Annotated in this window: 16 protein-coding genes; 10 read left to right on the top strand and 6 right to left on the bottom strand. The window is 58.8% G+C overall.

Features of this window, described 5'->3' with window-relative positions; all coding sequences use genetic code 11:
• Nucleotides 1–50: 50 nt before the first annotated feature.
• From ISN74_RS12825 to ISN74_RS12810, 4 genes are read right to left on the bottom strand one after another with little or no spacing between them, the layout of a single operon-like run.
• Nucleotides 51–626: a hypothetical protein gene (locus ISN74_RS12825; RefSeq protein ID WP_188801188.1), complete on the bottom strand. Its 576-nt coding sequence runs from the start codon at nt 624–626 to the stop codon at nt 51–53.
• Nucleotides 604–888, bottom strand: a complete 285-nt coding sequence (locus ISN74_RS12820; RefSeq protein WP_188801186.1) for a hypothetical protein — start codon at nt 886–888, stop codon at nt 604–606. The genes ISN74_RS12825 and ISN74_RS12820 overlap by 23 nt, the downstream gene beginning before the upstream one ends.
• Before the next feature lie 8 nt (nt 889–896).
• Nucleotides 897–1,394 carry a hypothetical protein gene (locus ISN74_RS12815; RefSeq protein ID WP_188801185.1) on the bottom strand — a complete coding sequence of 166 codons (498 nt, stop codon included), beginning with the start codon at nt 1,392–1,394 and terminating at the stop codon, nt 897–899.
• Nucleotides 1,395–1,437: 43 nt separating this feature from the next.
• Nucleotides 1,438–2,520 carry a hypothetical protein gene (locus ISN74_RS12810; protein ID WP_188801183.1) on the bottom strand — a complete coding sequence of 361 codons (1,083 nt, stop codon included), beginning with the start codon at nt 2,518–2,520 and terminating at the stop codon, nt 1,438–1,440.
• Nucleotides 2,521–2,971: 451 nt separating this feature from the next.
• Here ISN74_RS12810 and hflK point away from each other — a divergent pair, with 451 nt between their 5' ends.
• The 4 genes from hflK (at nt 2,972) to ISN74_RS12790 (ending at nt 6,511) form a co-directional block, all read left to right on the top strand.
• Nucleotides 2,972–4,072 carry an FtsH protease activity modulator HflK gene (gene hflK, locus ISN74_RS12805; protein WP_188801181.1) on the top strand — a complete coding sequence of 367 codons (1,101 nt, stop codon included), beginning with the start codon at nt 2,972–2,974 and terminating at the stop codon, nt 4,070–4,072.
• A complete protein-coding gene (gene hflC, locus ISN74_RS12800) occupies nt 4,069–4,944 on the top strand; it encodes a protease modulator HflC (protein WP_188801179.1) in 876 nt (291 codons plus the stop codon). The genes hflK and hflC overlap by 4 nt, the downstream gene beginning before the upstream one ends.
• A gap of 9 nt (nt 4,945–4,953) precedes the next feature.
• Nucleotides 4,954–5,139, top strand: a complete 186-nt coding sequence (locus ISN74_RS12795) for a DUF2065 domain-containing protein (protein WP_188801177.1) — start codon at nt 4,954–4,956, stop codon at nt 5,137–5,139.
• 79 nt (nt 5,140–5,218) lie between these two features.
• A complete protein-coding gene (locus ISN74_RS12790) occupies nt 5,219–6,511 on the top strand; it encodes an adenylosuccinate synthase (protein ID WP_188801175.1) in 1,293 nt (430 codons plus the stop codon).
• Nucleotides 6,512–6,794: 283 nt separating this feature from the next.
• On the opposite strand, the gene ISN74_RS12785 is transcribed toward ISN74_RS12790, so the two are convergent.
• Together ISN74_RS12785 and ISN74_RS12780 are read right to left on the bottom strand one after the other, a co-directional pair.
• Entirely contained in the window at nt 6,795–7,733 is a 939-nt protein-coding gene (locus ISN74_RS12785; RefSeq protein WP_188801173.1) for a GGDEF domain-containing protein, read from the bottom strand.
• A 48-nt stretch (nt 7,734–7,781) separates the two neighbouring features.
• Nucleotides 7,782–9,140, bottom strand: coding sequence for a beta/alpha barrel domain-containing protein (locus tag ISN74_RS12780; protein WP_203546607.1), 1,359 nt, complete (start codon nt 9,138–9,140; stop codon nt 7,782–7,784).
• A 339-nt stretch (nt 9,141–9,479) separates the two neighbouring features.
• Between ISN74_RS12780 and ISN74_RS12775 the strand changes: the two genes are divergently transcribed.
• The 6 genes from ISN74_RS12775 (at nt 9,480) to ISN74_RS12750 (ending at nt 18,374) form a co-directional block, all read left to right on the top strand.
• Nucleotides 9,480–11,048 carry a GGDEF domain-containing protein gene (locus ISN74_RS12775; protein WP_188801172.1) on the top strand — a complete coding sequence of 523 codons (1,569 nt, stop codon included), beginning with the start codon at nt 9,480–9,482 and terminating at the stop codon, nt 11,046–11,048.
• Between the two features lie 405 nt (nt 11,049–11,453).
• Nucleotides 11,454–12,773 (top strand): GGDEF domain-containing protein, encoded by a 1,320-nt coding sequence (locus tag ISN74_RS12770; RefSeq protein WP_188801171.1) that lies wholly within the window; start codon nt 11,454–11,456, stop codon nt 12,771–12,773.
• A 343-nt stretch (nt 12,774–13,116) separates the two neighbouring features.
• Nucleotides 13,117–14,241: a hypothetical protein gene (locus tag ISN74_RS12765; RefSeq protein ID WP_188801170.1), complete on the top strand. Its 1,125-nt coding sequence runs from the start codon at nt 13,117–13,119 to the stop codon at nt 14,239–14,241.
• Nucleotides 14,242–14,306: 65 nt separating this feature from the next.
• A complete protein-coding gene (locus tag ISN74_RS12760) occupies nt 14,307–14,591 on the top strand; it encodes a ubiquitin family protein (protein ID WP_203546606.1) in 285 nt (94 codons plus the stop codon).
• A gap of 243 nt (nt 14,592–14,834) precedes the next feature.
• Nucleotides 14,835–15,587 carry a hypothetical protein gene (locus tag ISN74_RS12755; RefSeq protein WP_188801169.1) on the top strand — a complete coding sequence of 251 codons (753 nt, stop codon included), beginning with the start codon at nt 14,835–14,837 and terminating at the stop codon, nt 15,585–15,587.
• Nucleotides 15,588–15,725: 138 nt separating this feature from the next.
• Nucleotides 15,726–18,374 carry a M1 family metallopeptidase gene (locus tag ISN74_RS12750; RefSeq protein WP_188801168.1) on the top strand — a complete coding sequence of 883 codons (2,649 nt, stop codon included), beginning with the start codon at nt 15,726–15,728 and terminating at the stop codon, nt 18,372–18,374.
• Nucleotides 18,375–18,393: the final 19 nt, after the last annotated feature.

The raw sequence follows: 18,393 nt of genomic DNA, 5'->3' as shown, positions 1-18,393 counted from the left end.
GGCGAGCATCTCGTGCGCCATCGTTACTAGTGTTAGGTGTCAGCCTGTCTTTACCTCTCAGGATTTGTGCGGCGGAGGTGGGTTAACGCTGGTGCCCATATCCACCACGCAATCCGGCTGCGCATTCCTGGCGTCGATGAATATCTCCCCCAAGAGGTATATCGCCCAAAGATCACAAAGTCACCGGGTTCCGGTCCGGTCAGATCGGTTGGGGAGCGTGGCAGATCCAGTAACTGTTGCAACAGATTGACCGATGCGCAGGGTGTGGCGGCAAATGTCAGGTGCAACGCAATGAAATTACGTCCGTCTGTACGCCATCCCTCTGAGCCTGATTTGGCCTCGCGCACATCGATCTCCTTGATGATGTAGCCATCACGGGTCATCAATGGTGTTGCGACGTCGTACAGGCGCATGGAGGGTGTATCCCGCAGATGGCGCAAGGGGGTATGCAGGAACACCTCTACCGCTTCACGTGTAATGGGCATGGGTGCTGGCAGGGAGCGTGCGATTTCTTGCAATGTGTAGGGCAGCGGTTGCGGGACGCCGGTGGATATGGTGGCTCCTGTCAGCAGGGAAACAAAGGCAAAGGCGAGGACAACGCGTTTAGTGACCGAAACGGCGGTCATAGTCGCCTCCGCAGTAGTCGGTATAAGGCACGCCGCCGCCGGTGATTTCGTGTTGACCGTAGAGCTTGCCGATGGCGTTGACGGCAGTGTTGGCGTCGCCACTGAGGACGTATTGCTGACAGATGGCCTGGTACTGCGGCACCAGCAAGGAAGGGTTGGCGCTGGAAATGCCTATGTCCAGCCCACCAGCGACGAGAATTTCTTGCTGCGCTTTGACGTTGTTGAGTGTGGCCAAGGCCCTGTCACGCGTGGCGCTAAACATGCACGCACTCAGGGTTCGCGTGGCGGTGGCGGGAAGACGTTGATGCTTAGACTGGCTGCACAGTTTGGCTGCGCATTCCTGACTGAGATAAATACCCCTCCCCATGCTTGGTATCGACCAAACACGATATAATTGCCGGGTTCTGGTCCCGTTATGTCAATGGGACGCTGGGGTAAGTTCAATATCTGACGCAGCGACTCCACTGGCACACACGGAGTACTTGCGAACGTTAGATCTAGTGCAAAGAAGTTCTTATCGTCCGTGCGCCAGCCATTTGCTCCAGGTGGGTTCTCGCGTGCATAGACTCGTTTGATGATGTAGCCATCGCGGGTGATCAGCGGGGTGGCAATGTTGTACTCACGCATGTATTCATCGGCTTGACGCAAGTGCAGCGATGTGCGCAGAAATGCTTGCACCACTTCTTTTGTGGTTGGCATGGGTGCTGGCAGGGAGCGTGCGAGTTCTTGCAAGGTATAGGGCAGTGGTTGAGGGACGTCGGCGGACATGGCGGCTCCAGTTAGCAGCAGAGCAAAGGCGAGGGCAGCGTGTTTAGTGACTGAAACGGCGGTCATAGTCGCCTCCGTAGTAGTCGGTATAAGGCACGCCGCCGGTGATTTCGTGTTGACCGTAGAGCTTGCCGATGGCGTTGACGGCAGTGTTGGCGTCGCCACTGAGGACGTATTGCTGATAGATCGCTTGGTACTGCGGCACCAGCAAGGAAGGGTTGGCGCTGGCGATACCGATGTCCGGCCCGCTTGCGAAAAATATCTCGTGCTCTACCGTCACGTTGTTGAGCGTGGCCCAGCCCTCGCCGTCCAGGGCGCTGTCGATATAGGCAGCGCGGGAGCTAGTGTTCCACTGGGTGGGGTGCATGGCATGGCCTACTTCGTGCGAGAGCTGTTGCACCACGGCCTCTGGCCGGTTTTGCAAATCGGGACTGATCTCAATGATTTTTTGTGGATAATTTGTATTGCTAGGTGGGGCTTCGCCATAGACAAAGCCCCATTTTTGTTCCTTGAGATGCTTCAACTGCCCCTGCAACGTCGGCGACTTTGCGGCGATGGCATCCACTTCGCTGCCAAGCCCGGTAACGAAGGGTGGTGGCATGATGGGCAAATCCGGTGTGCGGCGGAACTGCGCTTCTTCCAGGGTGCGGCGCGCGGCATAGGTGGTGGTGCGAGGGGGGCCTTCTAGGGACGCGTCGAAGGGTGGTGCGGCGACGGCGCATGTCGGCGTGCCGCCGCCCCGCCAGGGGTTTGATAAGCGATATATCTGTCGCTTCACCGCGCTGCGAAAGAACAGAGCGTATTCGTCACCGCAGTATTCCCATTGGTTTTGGGTGGGGTCGGTGGTAACCACTCGTCGCACCGCCGGCATAAATGGTGTGGGCTTGAGCAGGAATATCTTGCCATCTTCCAGAGCCTTGGCCAGTTCATCGCGGATACGCTCGACCGTAATCCACGAAGGGTGCAAGTGTCCAAAGCCGTAGGGCATCTGCCGGATCACCCGGTAATAGGCATCTTCGGATAGCCGGCGCATGTCACTGGTCGCCATAAAGGGACTTTCGATGTGTGGCAAGTCGCTGAGACAGAGCCCGTCGGGACACACCAGCTGGGTGGAGAGCACAACCATGCCATCATCCTTCGCGATAGCCACGGGCAAGCTCGCGTTGTAGCAATTGCCCGGGTGTGCCACTAGCGGTGGCGTCAACGAAGAGTGGTTGGCTTACACGTCAGGATGTAGATCATGAAGGATCGATGGCGTTGCGTTGACCGCCATGTTGGCATCGCCACGAATAGGCTCGGCTTTGAGCAGTGAGGCGAGGGGTCTCGTTTCATCAAAGCCCGCTTTGAATGCCCCTGGGCTGCGAGACGGCCCCCCTTCATCCCGCGCCCCCTAGGGGTAGGGGGTATTTCTGCCGTCATTGCGGCTCCCTCGACCCGTCTCTGCTAGAATGCGACCGTTTGTGCGCGCAGCCTTCCGGGCACTTGCACGTCCCATAACCTGTCACCATGTCCCATCTTGCACAGAGCGTTTTCCGGCCGTTGTTGCCGGCCTCCCAGCGGCCCCAAGGAGACTGACCATGGCCTGGAACGAACCCGGTAACGGGCAACGCGACCCATGGAACAAGAACAAGCGTAGCGCCGGTGGCAAATCGGGCCTTGAGGCTACCCTCAAGGATCTTTCCAAGCGCTTTGGCAAACTTGGTGGTCCGGGTGGCCTGTTCACCATCGTGGGCGTGTTCATCCTGGCCTGGCTGCTGATGACCAGCTATACCGTGATCGGCCCCGGCCAGGTCGGCGTGGTGCAGCGCTTCGGCGCCTATGCGCGCACGGTCGGTCCCGGCTTCCATCTCAAGCTCCCGCTGCCGGTCGAGACCGTGCAACCGGTGGCGACCTCGCGCGTACGCGCCATGTCCGACCAGATCCGCATGCTGACCCGCGACGAGGACATCGTGGCGGTCGATTTCAATGTGCAGTATCAGGTCACCGATCCGCAGAAATACCTGTTCAATGCTCGCGATCCGGACGGCACGCTCAACGAAGCCGCACAAGCCGCAGTAAGCGCGGTGATCGGCGCGCAGCAAATGGACGACATCCTCACCAGCCAGGGTGACGGCAATGCGCCGGCACCTGCGTTGACCGCCTTGCAGCAGCAAGTGCGTGATCAGTTGCAGCACACACTGGATGCCTATGACTGCGGTTTGCGCGTCACTGACGTAAGTTTCCAGGCCATCACGCCGCCGCAGGAAGTGAAAGACGCTTTCGACGATGTGAATGCGGCGCGCCAGGATCGTCAGGGCATGATCGATCAGGCACATGCCAACACCAGCCAGGAAGTGCCGCTCGCCAACGGCGATGCCAAGCGCTTGGCTGCGGAAGCCGACGCCTACAAATCCGAACGCGTTGCGCGTGCGCAAGGTGATGCCGAGCGCTTCAACCTGATCCTCAAGGAATACAAGGCCGCGCCGGACGTCACCCGCCGCCGCCTGTGGCTGGAGACCATGGAAGACATCCTGCACGCCAGCAACAAGGTGATCGACGGTTCCGATGGCCGCAGCGTCATCAACATCACCAACGATCATGCCGACAGCCAGCCCGCCACCAATCTGCCGGGCGTGGGTACCGTAGCGCAGCCGGCCAATGCCTTGGGCGACGATGCCGACAAGGGGAAGCAGCCATGAAGACCACTGCTGCCATCATCATCGTTCTGGCGCTGCTGCTCGGCTTCAACAGCCTTTACACCGTAGGCGAAGGGCAAAGCGCGCTGGTGCTGCAGTTCGGCAAGATCCTGCGCACCGACAAGCAGCCTGGCCTGCACGTGAAGGTGCCGTTGTTGCAACAGGCGCTGACCCTGGACGATCGCATCCTGTCGTTCGACGGGCAACCGGAGCGTTACGCCACGTCCGACAAACAGAGCGTCAACGTCGATTTCTACGTGAAATGGCGCATTGCCAATCCCGCTGATTACTACCGCGCGACGGGTGGTGACGAATTGCAGGCCGGCCAGCGCCTCAGTCCGATCATCAGCAACGCGCTGCGCGGCATCGTCGATACACGCAGTCTGCAGCAGCTGATTGCCGGCAACCCGGGCGACCTCACCGCCGGCACGGTGCAGCAATCCAACGAGCAAGCGCAGAAGACGCTGGGTATTTCGGTAGTGGACGTGCGCATTACCGGTATCGAATTCCCCGACGACATCAAGGCCGCGGTCTACAAGCGTATGCAGACCGAGCGTCAGCAACAGGCCGCGGCCATCCGCGCGGACGGTAAGCAGGAGGCCGAAGCCATCAAGGCCGATGCCGACCGCCAGGCGCAGGTGATCCGCGCTAATGCCGAAAGCGATGCCGACAAGGCGAAGGGCGAGGGCGACGCACAAGCCGCGCAGATCTACGCGCAGGCCTATGCGCAAGATCCGGATTTCTTCGCCTTCTATCGCAGCCTCGATGCTTACAAGAAGGCTTTTGGCGACGGCAAGGGCACCATCATCCTCAAGCCCGATTCCGAATTCCTGCGTTACTTCGGCAACCCGGCGCCTGCGCCGGCGCGGCATTAAGCCGGCGCCATGCCACGCGAATTTTACGCCGCGCTATGTCTGGTGCTGGTGATCGAGGGCCTTGTGCTATTCGCCGTACCGCATGGCTGGCAGGCGATGATGCGCGAGGCTTTGAAACTGGATCCACGCACCTTGCGCCTGTTTGGCGCGTTGGCGATCGGCTTAGGTCTGGTCACCTTGCACTGGATTCACTGACACTTTCACCGCGCGGTCATCATCGCGCGCGATAGTTTTCCCGTTCCGCCGATCGGAACGTCTTAGAGCGAGAAGTACCATGGGTAAGTCAGTCGTAATTCTTGGAGCACAGTGGGGCGACGAAGGCAAAGGCAAGATCGTCGACCTGTTGACCGAACGCGTAGGCGCCGTGGCGCGCTTCCAGGGCGGTCACAACGCCGGCCATACCCTTGTCATCAAGGGCAAGAAGACCGTGCTGCATCTGATTCCGTCCGGCATTCTGCGCGACGACGCGCTATGCCTGATCGGCAACGGCGTGGTGTTGTCGCCCGCCGCGCTCAAGCAGGAAATCGAAGAACTGGAAGCCCAGGGCGTCAATGTGCGTCCGCGCCTCAAGATCAGCCCGGCCACCCCGCTGATCATGCCGTACCACATCGCCGTGGATAAGGCCCGCGAAATCGCCTCCGGCGCCAAGGCCATCGGCACCACCGGCCGCGGCATCGGCCCGGCATATGAAGACAAGGTGGCCCGCCGCAGCGTGCGCGTTGCCGACCTGATGTACCCGCATGAGCTGCCGGAGAAGATCAAGGCCGCCGTCGAATACCACAACTTCATCCTCACCCAGTGGCTCAAGGCCGAGCCGGTCGACTACCAGAAGGTGCTTGATGACGCGCTGGCTTACGGCGAATTCATCCGCCCGATGGTCGACGATGTCGCCACCATCCTGCACGACGTACGCAAGGAAGGCGGCAACATCTTGTATGAAGGCGCGCAGGGCGCACTGCTCGATATCGATCACGGCACTTATCCCTACGTGACCTCCAGCAACACCACCGTTGGTGGCGCGTTGGCCGGTACCGGCGTGGGCGCGGGCGACATCGATTACGTGCTTGGCATCTGCAAGGCCTACGCAACTCGCGTCGGTGGCGGTCCGTTCCCCACAGAACTCAACGACGAAATGGGCGAGCGCCTGCGCAAGGTCGGCAACGAATTCGGCGCCAGCACCGGCCGTCCGCGCCGCTGTGGCTGGATCGACCTTGTTGCGTTGAAGCGCGCTGTGCAGATCAACGGTATCAACGGCCTGGCTATCACCAAGCTCGACGTGCTCGACGGCCTGGAGACCATCAAGGTCTGTATCGCTTACGAATACCGTGGCAAGCGCCGCGAACTCGCTCCGCTCGACGCCGACGGTTGGGCCGAGTGTAAGCCGGTCTATCTGGAATTCCCGGGTTGGGAAGAATCCACCGCCGGCATCCGCGACTGGAACAAGCTCCCGCCGGCCGCACGCGCCTATCTGCGTGCGGTGGAAGAACTGTCCGGTTGTAGCCTGGCCATCGTGGCTACCGGTGCAGATCGTGACGACACGATTGTGTTGGATGATCCGTTTGCCTGAGTTTCAGGTATTGAATAATCATTGCGAAAAGGGCCCTCTTTTGAGGGCCCTTTTTTATGATCGTTGTTGGTTGAATCCGAAAGATTGTTATACGGCTCATCAGAGCTGGAGCGAACTTCGAATGCTATTCAAGGCAGTTGGCTGGGGAGCGATGGTTAGCTCAATGTCTCGAGCTTTATTTGCGATGGTATCCAGATAGTCGTTCGAAGAAACTTTAGATCCACTGCAGGTTCGGATTATTTCTTTACATCGCTCTTGTGGGCTTTGAAAAAGCATCGGGATATCAATCATTCGTAATCGTATTCTTGCCCCGTTGCTTGGCCTGATACATCCGCCTGTCCGCCATCTCGATAAACGCGCGCACTTCATCACCGCAATCGGGTGTGGCCGTGCAAAGACCGATGCTCACGGTGAGGTATTTGCTGACGTCGGAGCCTTCGTGCGGAATGTGTTCGCCGGCGATCAAATCGCGGCAACGTGAGGCGATTTTGTATGCGCCGCTTTCGTTGGTATCGGGCAGCAGCAAGATGAATTCTTCGCCGCCGAAGCGAGCTGCAAAGTCACGCGGGCGCATGGCGGCCAAGCTCACCAGTTTGGCTACGCGTTTCAGACATTGGTCGCCTTCCAGGTGGCCGTAGTGGTCGTTGTATTGCTTGAAGCAATCGATATCCAGCATCAGCAGGGAGATCGGCTGCTTGGAACGGCAGGCGTTGCTCCACTCGGTTTCCATCACGGTATCGAAGCGGCGGCGGTTGGCGACGCCGGTCAGGCCATCCTTGAAAGACAGTTCTTCCAGTTCGCGGCGTAGCGCGGCGAGCTGTTCTTCGGTGCGCTTGCGTTCGCTGATATCGAACATGAAACCGACCAGCGAATCGACTTCGCCATTGTCCTTGCGAACGACATGCACCACGTCGCGGATCCATACGTATTCGCCATTCTTTTTGATCGCGCGGTAGTCAGCTTCGTGGTCGACGCCCGCCTTGGATTGCGCGACGCAGAAGTTCACGGCCCAATCGCGGTCTTCGATGTGGATGCGGTCGGCCCAGTCCTGTACGGTTTGCCAGCTCTCCGGTGCCCAGCCCAGCAGTTCTTCGATTTGCGGGCCGATATAGGCGAACTGCATGGTGCTCCAGTCGATCTTCCAAGGAATAGCACGGGTCGATTCGAGCAGGGTCTTGTAGGTGTCGCCATCCAGTTCGAGCTTGGTGTCGATCGCGGTCATCGTACGGATTCCATGGTTAAACGGTTGGATGAGGTGGTCGAGCGAAGCTCACTTGGCCTCGGTTGAGGCATCAGCGATCGCGTGATGGGTTGCGTGCGTATGCGGGCGATGGTGTCCGCAGAACACCTTGGCTCGCGCATAGAGTTCCAACAGCACATCGGGCTTGTCATAGTCGATCCGTCGCCCGGTGCGCAGATCGCGACGCATCAGACGAATCATCTGCTGCAGGACATCGTCGGGAAAATCGTCCGTGGGTAATCCGGTGACTTCCGCGAGGCGGCCGGCGATCACTGGTGGATCGCTGATCAACGCACAGACACGATAACCATAGCGACCACCGATAGCCTCCGGTGGCAGATCCATGAAGCGGTCCCTGCGTTGCTGAAATCCGCTGAAGGTCATGCGGTAGGCGTTGTGACCCAGCACAGGCAAGTCGTCGGGCACCGGGCCCTTTTCGTCCAGCCACTGAAACGCGGTGGCGAGTGGCAGCAGTTCGCCCATCTGGTAGCGCTGCACATGCGGGTTGCCGATGCGTGACAGGTTCGCCAGCAGTTCGCCGATGGAGGCATGGCCGATGATCGCGGCACGCTTAGGTAAACCACCCCAGATACCGTCCGCGCCGCTGAGCAGAGCCTCGATCACCGACGCATTCTCGAAGCCGCCACCACCGTGGATATGCACCAGGATCTTGAACGGTGGTGGAAGTAGGCTTCGTGCAACGGCCACATAAGCGCCCACCTGAAAGGGCAGGAAGGTGCCGCGATCATCCTCGAAGGTCATGCCTTCGATCGGGAGCTGGGCAAGCAGAGCAAGGATCTCGCAGGTCTGCTCCAGGTTGCTGGAGAACGCATCGCAGCCGTCGACGATGTTGATCAGGATACGAGGCGGGCCGCCATGATCGCCGCGCAGATTGTCGTGCAGCCAGCGGATGCTGACGGGCAGGCTGCGCCGCAGCGTCTCAAAGTCGTAAACGCCCTGCATGCCTTGCTTGCTGAGATAGATCTCATGCACGGTGTTGGGCACGCCGTAGGCTTTCAGCTTCAGCTGGGAGGGGTCGGGCGTAAAGCTCCCATCGGTTGCCGCGATACCCATTGCGGTAAATGCAAAGCAGCCGGTCAAGTCCACGTGGTTGTCACGCAGATACATCATGAAGTCGTCATCGACTTCCAGCTCGTCAGGGATGGCGTAATCGAGCGTGCCCAACGAGATGTTCTGGAAACCGAATTCGCGCAGCTTGGGCAGAATGCCCAGCTTGTCGCGCAGGGTCTGGCCGACATTGGAGCCGACCGGATTTTCGCGCAATGAAAGGTCAATCAAATAGGGCTCGATAGCCCGTAGCTTGTCCAGCTTTGCATCGGCCGTCGCCAGGATGGCTCGGGCATGGTCCAGTGCTTGCGTCGACGACATGAATCCCCCTGATTCATTGTGGTGCAAAACGGCTTCAGCCACGGGTCCGCGGACACGGTAGCGCTAGTGTCCCATGAACGTCCCTGGCCACGTTGGCTGCCGTCAAACCCTGACAGGCATGCAATGGCCGTGCCCGTCCGTGGCCAAGCGAGTGCAGCGTGGCAGATGGCTTACCTGGGGGAAAGGCCTGTAACTTGCTTGGTGTACGCAAGGGCTTGCCAGTGCTCTTGCCTGAGAGGCAGGGATTGAGCTTGACCATCGTCCTGATCGACGATGTAACCATGCCATGGGGAAGGGGCATGGGCATGACGGGTGGCATCGATGTGACGCTTTTGGTCCATGGCTACCTTGTTGTCGCTCTCGTCCGGATTTAAGGGGGACATTCGTTTGCGCGTTGTCTGGCTAATGGTTCTGTTGCTGATCCTGCATCCGGTGCTCGCCTACTGGAGCGGCCATGCGCAGGATGTGTTGCCGCAACTGACCATGATCGCGGTGCAAGGGACGGCGGTATGGTGCGTGTTTACCCGCTACCAGCGCAGTCCACCGCTGATCCGGCTGCCATGGCTATTGCTGGCTCTTGCAGCCCTCATGCAGGTGCTGTGGGCGATCATCAACCTGCTCACGACGATCCTGGGCGACAAAGGCGGCTATCTCACTGCCATCGGTATCGTGTTTTCCGCCCTGTACATGATCCCTTGCATGTTCATGATAACGCGCTCCTTTGGCCAGCATGAGCCGCGTTCTATCGCGATGCTGGACCTGACTCTGTCGTGCGTGGTGGCGGTGTTGTTGTACCGATTCATCACGCAATTGGCGAGCGGTCCGCTGGCGTCCGATCCTTCCAGTATCTATCTGGTGATCCATCACGCCGATGCGGTCGACTTTTCGCTGTCAGCGATGGTGATACTGCGCATGTTTGGCGCGCGTAGTTTCCGTTGGCGTTTTTTCTACTACGCGGCCAGTACCTATTTGTTGGCCAATGCGATCGTGGCGTACATTTACAATCGCCTCGAATTGCGCGGTCTGCCATGGTGGATCGGCTCGATGGTCGACATTTCGTATGCGTTGCTTATGCTGGTGACTCTCCGTCAGCCGCCGCGCTGGTTGCGCGCCTACCACCCCACGCTTTCGGTATCGCAAACGATCGCGTCATTTGCGCCGATGATCTTGTCGATGATGGTGGTGATGCTCGGCATCAGCATGTCGCGGATCAGTTTTTTAGCCGGCCTGGTGACAGCTTGTGCATCCGTCTTGTTCTATGGGCTGCGTGTGGCGGTTATCCAGAGCCAGCACATGGATATGCAGCGCGCCGTCGACCAGAGCGCGTGGCGACTGGAGCAACAGGTCGGACGCGATCCACTCACCGGCATCGCCAATCGTGCCGCATTGGACACTCGCTTGCATGAGGCGCTGGAAGACGGTCGGCGCAGCGGCGGCTATTGCTCGTTGCTGATGATCGATATCGATTTCTTCAAACAGTACAACGATAGCCTCGGTCACGTGGCAGGCGATGCCTGCCTGGTCAAGGTGGCTTGTGCACTAAGCAGCAGCCAGCTGCGCCCCGGCGATCTGGTTGCGCGCTACGGCGGCGAGGAGTTTGTCGTCGTGCTGGCCAACACGCCTGTGGAAACGGCGTTGGAAGTGGCGCGGCGGCTGATGGCGTCCATTGAGCGCTTGCAGATTGTGCATGCCAGTTGCCCCCAGGGACGGATCACGGTGAGCATCGGAATCGGCACGCAAACCGCCAATATGCGTGCGGATGCTCTTACTCTATTGGAGGAAGCCGACCGCGCGCTGTACGCAGCGAAGAGTAGCGGCAGGAACTGCGTGGTGGTGGCGAGTGAAACCACCCGGACGTTGCCGTCTTCGTCGGGCGAATGGAAGGCGAATGACGGGGCGTCTATCTGAAGGCCGCAGGCTCGTAACTTGCTTGGCGTACATTGAGCACTTGCCAAAGTTCCGCCGCAGGTGGAGGAATGGGGCGTGAACTGCGTTCTGGTCGAGGGGGTTATGCCAAGGGCAGGGGCCAGGGCGGCGTGGCTGCTGGTGTGACGCTTTTGGTCCATAGATACCTCGCTACGACCCGGTCAGGATTTATAGAGAGACATTGCTTTGCGCGTTATTTGGATACTCGTTCTACTGCTGATCGCCCATCTGGTTCTGGCGAACCGGAGCGGCCACGCGCAGGACGTATGGCCTCAGGTGATGCTCGTGGCGGTGCAGTGCACGGCCCTTTGGGCGGTGTCGATGCGATTCCGTCGCAGTCCCGCACTCATTCGACTGCCTTGGCTGCTGCTCGCGCTAATGGTCCTCATGCAGATGCTCTGGGCTGGCACCAACGTGCTTGCGCTGATCTGGGGCGACAAGAGCGGATATCTCGCCGCGATGGCGACCGTTTTCTCCGGCCTCTACGTGATCCCGTGCATGTTCATGGTGACGCGCTCGTTCGTGCGGAACGAACCACGTACGGTGGCGATGCTGGATCTGGCCTTGTCATGCATGGTGGCGGTGCTGGTGTACCAGTTCTTCACCAAGCTGCTCAGCGGTCCGCTGGCGTCCAATCCATCCAGCATTTACGTGGTGATCTATCTCGCGGATGCGATTGATTTTTCGATGGCGTTCATGGCGATCCTGCGGTTCTTTGGCACGCGCAGCTTTCGGTGGCGTTTCTTCTATTACGCAGCCGCTTCGTATCTGTTGGTCAATGCTATCGTCGCCACTATCTACAACCGCGTCGAATTGCACGGCCTTCCCTGGTGGGCGGGTTCATTGATCGATATCCCGCATGCGTTGCTGGTGCTGGTGGCCATGCGCCAGCCACCACGCTGGTTGCGCGCATTTCACCCGTCGCTGACCGTGTCGCAAACCATTGCCTCGTTTGCGCCGATCATCCTGTCGATGATGGTGGTGATGCTGGGGGTCAGCGCATCGCGCATCAGCTTCCTGCCTGGCCTGCTGGTGGCGTGTGCGTCCGTGCTGTTCTATGGGCTGCGTGTCGCATTCATCCAAAGCCGCCATATGGATATGCAGCGAGCTGTTGATCTCAGTGCTTTGCGTCTTGAGCAGCAGGTAGGACGGGATCCGCTTACGGGCATCGCCAACCGGGTGACGCTGGACACGCGCTTGCGTGAAGCATTGGAGGAAGGCAAGCGCGATGGCAGTTACTGTTCCGTGTTGATGATCGATATCGATTTCTTCAAGCAGTACAACGACAGCCTTGGCCATATTTCCGGCGATGCCTGCCTGGTCAAGGTCGCCTGCGCCCTCAGTGGCAGCCAGGTACGGGCTCGGGATCTGGTCGCCCGCTATGGCGGCGAAGAGTTTGTAGTGGTGCTTGTCGACACGCCTGCCGAGACGGCGCTGGATGTTGCGCGGCGATTGATGGCCGCCATCGAGCGCCTGCAAATCGTGCATCCGGACGGTCCTCATGGACGGGTGACAGTGAGCATTGGTGTTGCTACACAGACGCCTGATATGCCGATGGATCCTATGGATTTGCTCGATGCGGCTGACCGCGCGCTTTATGTCGCCAAGCGCAAGGGAAGAAATCGCGTGGAAGTGGTGGGTCTTGTCACCAATGATCCTCCACCTGCTTCGAATGGCATGGACAAAAAGCGTGGAACTCTCACGTAAGTGCGAACAGAAGCATCATTGTCCATGATGGTTCAAGTGCTGGATTTCGTCTCTTAGCACGTGGCTTAAGCAGATTGTTCCTGACATATGCGAAACGATGCTGATGAAATCTTTTTACTTCACCGGCCATTGACAGCAGCGAGCGTATCTACGCGCCGGGTGCGCGTGTTTCGACTCTGTCCCCGTTAATTTATTGGCTATGACGCGGTCTTTCGCGTAACGCGCTCGCCTTGCTTAGGCGATTCGAATTTCGACGGCTTATCGCTTGGAACACTACCCGCGGACGTGACACGTCTGTGGACGGCATGCATTTATCGACATTCCACGCATACAGGTGGCTGACATGAAACGAAAGCTTCTTACCTTGATGCTATTGATGGGGTTTGCCGGAGCCGCTTCGGCCGATTCCATCAGTACAGGCAATGTGCTCGTTATCGACCAGGAAGCAGGCACCAATGCGCAAGGAGCGCTTTTTGTCGTCGATCAAAACGCTGGCACCCGCACGCTGTTCAGTGATTTTGGCAACAGCAGCCAGGGTGCGACGGGCGTTGATCCTGCTGGTATAGCGTGGTTGCCGGGACAGTTGCTGGGCTTGTTGAGCCCGGCTTCGGTGCTGGTGACTGATGGCAGCGCTGGTACAGGACAGCAAGGCGCGCTTTTCCAAATCGACCCTACGACAGGTAACAGAACCTTGTTGAGTGATTTTGGCAATAGCGCACAAGGGACGCTTGGCGAGGACCCGGTAGCTGTTTTGCCCATTCCGGTCATTCCTGGCCTTTTGAATTCGGGCATTGTCCTGGCAGTGGATCCGTTTGCTGGCACCAACGGCCAGGGTGCCATTTTCTCGGTGGACGCATCTGGCAATCGCACGGTGCTTACCGATTTTGGGGACAGCACCGGTCCGCAGGGACAGTATCCTGATAGCCTGGCCTATTACCCCGGGCTGCTCGGCTTGCTTGGTACAACGGTGCTGGTTGCCGATGGCAGTGCCGGGACCAACGGTCAGGGCGAACTTTTTTCGGTGAATCCAGCCACCGGTGTTCGCGCAGTGCTCAGCGACTTTGGCAATAGCGCTCAAGGCTGGGTCGATGCCAATCCGCAATCGACGCCATACGGCGTGATAGTGAGTCCCACGGAGCAGATCTTCGTACTGGTGCAGGAGCTCAGTGCCGGCGGTGGTGGCGCTGTCATACAAGTCGATCCCTCAACGGGTAACCGTACGTTGGTCAGCAGCTTGAGTTGCACAAATAGTGCGGGAGCTACGGTAACTGGCGTGGCGCCGTATGAACTGGCATGGCTGCCCAGCGGCCTGATTGGTGTATCCGATAGCGACGCGGGAACGAACGGCGATGGCGCGGTCTTTACCGTCAATCCGGCAAACGGCCAGTGTCAGGTCTTTAGCGATTTCGGAAGCGCTAGCCAGGGTGCGCTCGGCAGTGAACCGAGTGGCATAACCGTGGCGCAGTAGTTACTTCTTCATACCGGAGCATAGCCATGAATACCCGAAAATATCGTGCTCGCTGGATGTCGTGCTTGCTCGCGCTGCTGGTGGTGACAGCCTCTGGCTTTCCCATCTCGGCAATGGCAATGCAGATTTTCGTCAAGACGCTTACTGGCAAGACCATCACCTTGGAAGTTGAGCCCAGTGACACCATCGAAAATGTCAAAGCCGTCATTCAAGACAAGGAAGGCATCCCGCCCGATCAGCAGCGACTCATTTTTGCTGGAAAGCAATTGGAAGATGGCAGGACGCTGAGTGATTACAACATCCAGAAGGAATCCACACTTCATCTTGTGCTGAGGCTGCGCGGAGGCTGATCGGAACGATCGGTACCGGCAAGCCAGGACCTCCATGAGGTTGATACCAAAGCAAGGGCACGCCACGCGTGCCCTTGCTCGTTTATACGGGGATAACGTGCCATCAGTCACTCGCGACGAGGCCGAAAACATTGTGAAATACGGACGGAATATCGTTGGGTCATGTCATCGACATGACCCGTGCTGCGTTTACGCTGATATCTCCTTCCACCATGTCATTGGCGAATTACAGGGAGCGTTTGCATGTCAAGGTTGTTTTTGAAGGCGTCCGGTCTTTTGTTTGGCCTTTCCTTTGCAGCGGTCTCTTGGGCTGGCGCGGCAGAGCCTCAAGCCCCGGCCTCGTCCAGCTCCAGCGATTACGTTCCCAGCGATGCCGATCTCGCGGCCGCACATTGCGTGATCGGCGAGGAGCGCTTTCTGCCAGGTGATTATTACTATTGCCTTGGCGGCCTTACTTACGGCCAGCACAATTACAACGAATCGTTGCGTTTCTTCACTACCGCGGCCGGTTGGGCCAGTAAGCCGGCGCAGTATGTGCTGGGTGTCATGGCCTTGAATGGCGACCATCAGCCAAAAAATCGCGCATTGGCGCTGGCGTGGTTTGCGTTGGCATCGGAGCGTCCCGATTCGCGTTTCAAGGCACCCTACGATGAGGTGTACAAGGCTTCGACCAGGGCCGAACACCGAGCTGCCGACGAATTGTTGGAAAAGATGCGTCCCATTTACGGCGATGCCACGGCGGCCGTGCGCGCACAGGAGCGTTATACCGAAGGCATGAAATGGCTGGCGCGCATGAACAGCGGTGGCAATCAATACTGCATGGAAGGCATGGGAACGCTGGATCGTCCGGTGGCCAACGCCGTCGCCTGCCCGACGGTCCAGCAAATGGCGACTGTCGTCGATAACAAGGCGGCGACCGTCTTCGAAGGCTGGGCAGGGCACGTCAGCGTCGGTGCGTTGCAACAAGTGGCCACGCCTGCGAAAACGTCGAACTGAATCGACAGCGTAGCTGCCTGGAAAGGTTGGTTTACCCCGAGCCTGGATAAACCAACCTGCCGGCATGACTTCTGGCGCTGTCTAAACCCTGCATCGAGACCGCACTATCCAAGGTTGGTATTTGGATAGGGGAACGTCATGCGCCGTATCTTGTTTTCCGCGATTGCCGTGGCTCTGGCTGGCGCTGGTGCCGGTCAGCCCGTCATGGCGCAGTCGAGTGCACCGGCCGAGGTTATCGGCACCACCCAATTGCCGCGCGATGTGCGGCCCTCGCATTACGATGTCGAGGTAACGCCGCACGTTGGCTCCTTGAGTTTCGACGGCAAGGTCACCGTGGCGGTCGATGTGCTGAAGCCGACGGCGAGCATCACGCTCAATGCGATCGACCTGAAGTTTTCCAAAGTCAGCCTGCAGGCTGTTTCAGGCCAGGCAAGCTTCAGCGCACCGAAAGTTTCAGTGGACGCGAATACGCAGACGGCCACTTTTACCTTCGCCAAGCCGCTTCCGGTTGGCGGCTATCGCCTGAGCATGGATTACACCGGCAAGATCGACACCCAGGCCAACGGTCTGTTTGTGATCGATTACGACACCAAGGCCGGTCAGAAGCATGCGTTGTATACTCAGTTCGAGAATTCCGATGCACGTCGCTTTATTCCCTCCTGGGACGAGCCCGCTTACAAGGCGACGTTCAGCCTGACGGCGACGGTGCCTACCGGCCAGATGGCCGTGAACAATATGCCGGTGGCGAACAAGACGGATCTTGGCAACGGCCTTACTCGCGTGCAGTTCCAGCAGTCGCCCAAGATGTCGACCTACCTGCTGTTCTTTGGTACCGGTGATTTCGACCGGGTGACCACCAGCTCCGATGGTACAGAGATTGGTGTGGTCACTCAGAAGGGGCTTTCCTCGCAGGCTGGCTTCGCGCTGGACTCAGCCAAGACCATCCTGCACGAATACAACGATTATTTCGGCACGCCGTATCCACTGCCCAAGCTGGATAACATCGCCTCGCCGGGCAGCAGCCAGTTCTTCTCCGCGATGGAGAACTGGGGTGCCATCTTCACCTTCGAATACGCCATGTTGCTCGATCCGTCGATCTCCACCCAGGCGGACAAGGAAGAAGTATTCGGCGACGAGGCGCACGAGATGGCGCACCAGTGGTTCGGTGATCTGGTCACCATGCGCTGGTGGGATGACCTGTGGCTCAACGAAGGTTTCGCTTCATGGATGGCGACACGCACCACGGTCAAGCTGCATCCGGAATGGCACGCTGAATTGGATACGGTAGATATTCGCGAAGCAGCGATGAATCTCGATGCGGTCAACACATCCCATCCGATCGTGCAGCATGTGGAAACGGTGGAGCAGGCCAATCAGGCTTTTGACGCCATCACCTATTCCAAAGGCGAATCGGTGATCCGCATGTTGGAAAACTATCTCGGACCGGATGTGTGGCGCGATGGTGTGCGCCGCTACATCAAGGATCACGCGTACGGCAACACAGTTTCCGATGATCTGTGGAAGGCGATGGAAACGGTGACCGACAAACCGGTTACCACCATTGCCCACGACTTCACTTTGCAGCCCGGCGTGCCGCTGATCCGGGTGGCCTCGGAAACCTGCAAGAACGGCAATACCACGCTTGAGCTGACCCAAGGGCAGTTCAGCAAGGGTATTTCGAACCGCATGATGCGGCACTGGCACGTGCCGGTGATTGCACAGACGGTGGGCAACGCGCCGGCGAGCACGCTGGTGAATGGCAATACGTCGTTGGTGGTGCCGGGCTGTGGCCCAGTCGTGGTCAATGCGGGGCAGGCTGGTTATTACCGTACCCTGTACGCGCCGGAAGCATTCGCTGCGCTGAGCGCGAATTACGCCAAGCTCGCCCCGATCGATCAGCTTGGGCTGCTCGATGACACCTACGCATTGGGGCTTGCAGGACTGGAGCCTGCTTCGTCCGTGCTGGATTTGGTCAAGGCGACGCCAACCGATGCCAATCCGGTTCTATGGGAGAACATCGCGGGCGTGCTTGGCAGCTTGAATCGCTACTACCGCGATGGTGATCCGGGCCAGGCTGCCTTCCGCGCGTTTGCCATCGCCAAGTTGGAGCCTGTCTTCAACCAGGTGGGTTGGGAGGCAAAGGCGGGCGAAGCGGCGACGGTGGCGATCCTGCGCAATCATCTGATCAGTACGTTGAGCGATCTGGGCGATCCGAATGTGATCAAGGAAGCGCAACGCCGCTATGCCGCTCAGGCAACCGATCCGTCTGCGGTACCTGGCCCGCTGCGCAAGACCATCACGGCAGTGGTGGCTTATAACGCCGATGCAACCACATGGGATCAGCTGCGTACGCATGCACAGACCGAGAAAACGCCATTGGTGAAGGACACCTTGTACACCTTGCTGGCGACGGCCAAGGATGAGAGCCTCGCCAAACGTGCACTTGATCTGGCGCTGACCAACGAGCCGGGTGCGACCAACAGTTCCAACATGATTTCCACGGTGTCGCGTAGTCACCCGGAACTGGCCTTTGATTTCGCGGTTGCGCATCACGATCAGATGAATCAACTGATCGATTCGACGTCACGTAGCGAGTATTACCCGCGCCTGGTCAATTCGTCGCTGGATCCCACCTCGATCGACAAGATGCGTGCGTTTGCCCAGGCCAACATTGCACCGACATCACGCCGTGGGGCGGATACGGCCGTTGCGAATATCCAATACCGTATCGGTGTGCGTAAGGATCGCGTCCCTGAACTCGATGCGTGGTTGAAGAAGAACGGGTGATGGGTTGGAGATGATGAAA

This window comes from Dyella caseinilytica (assembly GCF_016865235.1).
GTDB lineage: Bacteria > Pseudomonadota > Gammaproteobacteria > Xanthomonadales > Rhodanobacteraceae > Dyella_B > Dyella_B caseinilytica.
This window is presented reverse-complemented; position numbering and strand designations above follow the sequence as displayed.

Excerpts from the sequence above, each read along its gene's own strand:
- ISN74_RS12825 (WP_188801188.1), bottom strand. The coding sequence starts at position 626 with ATGACCGCCGTTTCGGTCACTAAACGCGTTGTCCTCGCCTTTGCCTTT.
- ISN74_RS12820 (WP_188801186.1), bottom strand. The coding sequence starts at position 888 with ATGTTTAGCGCCACGCGTGACAGGGCCTTGGCCACACTCAACAACGTC.
- ISN74_RS12815 (WP_188801185.1), bottom strand. The coding sequence starts at position 1,394 with ATGTCCGCCGACGTCCCTCAACCACTGCCCTATACCTTGCAAGAACTC.
- ISN74_RS12810 (WP_188801183.1), bottom strand. The coding sequence starts at position 2,520 with ATGGTTGTGCTCTCCACCCAGCTGGTGTGTCCCGACGGGCTCTGTCTC.
- hflK (WP_188801181.1), top strand. The coding sequence starts at position 2,972 with ATGGCCTGGAACGAACCCGGTAACGGGCAACGCGACCCATGGAACAAG.
- hflC (WP_188801179.1), top strand. The coding sequence starts at position 4,069 with ATGAAGACCACTGCTGCCATCATCATCGTTCTGGCGCTGCTGCTCGGC.
- ISN74_RS12795 (WP_188801177.1), top strand. The coding sequence starts at position 4,954 with ATGCCACGCGAATTTTACGCCGCGCTATGTCTGGTGCTGGTGATCGAG.
- ISN74_RS12790 (WP_188801175.1), top strand. The coding sequence starts at position 5,219 with ATGGGTAAGTCAGTCGTAATTCTTGGAGCACAGTGGGGCGACGAAGGC.
- ISN74_RS12785 (WP_188801173.1), bottom strand. The coding sequence starts at position 7,733 with ATGACCGCGATCGACACCAAGCTCGAACTGGATGGCGACACCTACAAG.
- ISN74_RS12780 (WP_203546607.1), bottom strand. The coding sequence starts at position 9,140 with ATGTCGTCGACGCAAGCACTGGACCATGCCCGAGCCATCCTGGCGACG.
- ISN74_RS12775 (WP_188801172.1), top strand. The coding sequence starts at position 9,480 with ATGGCTACCTTGTTGTCGCTCTCGTCCGGATTTAAGGGGGACATTCGT.
- ISN74_RS12770 (WP_188801171.1), top strand. The coding sequence starts at position 11,454 with ATGCAGATGCTCTGGGCTGGCACCAACGTGCTTGCGCTGATCTGGGGC.
- ISN74_RS12765 (WP_188801170.1), top strand. The coding sequence starts at position 13,117 with ATGAAACGAAAGCTTCTTACCTTGATGCTATTGATGGGGTTTGCCGGA.
- ISN74_RS12755 (WP_188801169.1), top strand. The coding sequence starts at position 14,835 with ATGTCAAGGTTGTTTTTGAAGGCGTCCGGTCTTTTGTTTGGCCTTTCC.
- ISN74_RS12750 (WP_188801168.1), top strand. The coding sequence starts at position 15,726 with ATGCGCCGTATCTTGTTTTCCGCGATTGCCGTGGCTCTGGCTGGCGCT.